The organism is Streptomyces sp. NPDC048275 (assembly GCF_040652275.1).
Classification (GTDB): domain Bacteria; phylum Actinomycetota; class Actinomycetes; order Streptomycetales; family Streptomycetaceae; genus Streptomyces.
This window is the reverse complement of sequence record NZ_JBEZLR010000259.1, coordinates 1-1,389: the sequence shown is the minus strand read 5'-3', so window position 1 is coordinate 1,389 and position 1,389 is coordinate 1. Positions and strand designations below refer to the sequence as shown.

1 protein-coding gene and 1 pseudogene are annotated in these 1,389 nt (G+C 66.8%); both read left to right on the top strand.

Going from position 1 to position 1,389, the window contains the following annotated elements:
• Positions 1 to 250: 250 nt before the first annotated feature.
• Positions 251 to 541 carry a hypothetical protein gene (locus AB0D57_RS47795; RefSeq protein WP_362088783.1) on the top strand — a complete coding sequence of 97 codons (291 nt, stop codon included), beginning with the start codon at positions 251 to 253 and terminating at the stop codon, positions 539 to 541.
• 655 nt (positions 542 to 1,196) lie between these two features.
• A pseudogene (locus AB0D57_RS47790) lies at positions 1,197 to 1,389 on the top strand (lamin tail domain-containing protein); the annotation flags it as partial.

Here is a 1,389-nt window from a genome sequence, read left to right as displayed (position 1 = left end):
CCAGTTGCTCGCGGTCGATCAGCGCGGCGAGGGCCTGGCGTACGAGGCGGTCGTGCAGCGCCGAGCCCCCGCGGACGTTGAGGACGAGGTTGCGGCGGCATGAAGCAGGTGGAAACGACCCCTAAATCCGAGCTCTGAGCAACAGCTTGACGGGGCCGTCGATGCTGAGCTTTCGAGCCGTGAACGCCCCTGTAGCGCGGGTGTGTTGCCGATTTCATGGGTGTGTACCCGACTGATTATGATCTTGGTCATGACTGTGCAGAACGCTGACAGAACCCTTTCCCGTAAACAGCGACTTCAGGAGAAGCAGCGCCGCCAGTTGGCGGTGGCCGACACCGTGGACAAGGCCGAGGCCAAGGTCCGCAAGGCAGAGGTCGAACTGGCCGTAGCTGTCACCGAGGCAGTGCAGGTGTTCGGCGACGAGCAGTCCGCCTCCGAGGGGCTCGATATGCCGGTCGAAGCCATTCGGCGCTTCCTTGGCATGGCGCAGGGCGAAGCGGCCAGTGGCGACAACGTTGCCGAGGTCGCCGGCAAGTCCTGAGCCCGGCGTTCGTGGCGAGCCGTGGTACGAGATCGTTGTCGACGATCCGTATCGCCGCAGGGAACGCTACCCGGAACGGGTCAGCCGCTGCCCCGGCAAGCTGTCTCCGGGAGAGACCAGACAGCCACCGGCAGCGCGGCGGCGAAGAACCGGCGTCCGGGGAGCCTCTCGCCCGCTCCTACGAGTTCACCGCTGCCGCACCCCAACTTGCCTGCTACGACGGGCTCCCACGCCGGCGCGCACGTGACCTCAGTATTTCGCCTCCTGTTGTGCGCTGGGAGGCTGACCATTCGGGAGTGCGGTCCCCGCACCGGAGAGGCAGACGAAGTACGGGGGCAGGCCATCACGGCGCTGGAGGCCGTGGCCGATCCGCAGCGGGCGGCCGGCCACGGCTGGGCGCTGGACTGAGGCCTCCGCCCGGTCAAGCAGCGCGTGCCTCGCAGCTCGGCTCGGCCGGCGACACCACCGCAGTCGGCGCCGCCCATCTGCGTGATGCTGCCGAGCGGCTCATTGCGGCGGGCCAGTGGCAGCCCGGATACCCGGGCATCGTCAAGCGGGAAGCGGCGTTGGACGGCCCGTCGACCGCTCCCACCCCCACCCCTTTTCGCGATACAGGCACATCAAGCACACGCCGTGATCACAATCGGTATGCTCCAATCGCAGCGCGACGGTGAACCTCAAGGGCTACGTTGTCAAGGACGCTGTGGGCAACAAGTTCACCTTCACCGCCCACAAGCTCGAGCCCGGCGACTCCGTGAAGCTGCGCGGTGGCCGCGGCACCGACTCCGACGTCGGCAACGTCGTCTACCGCCAGAACTGCAACTTCATCTGGAACAACGACAAGGACA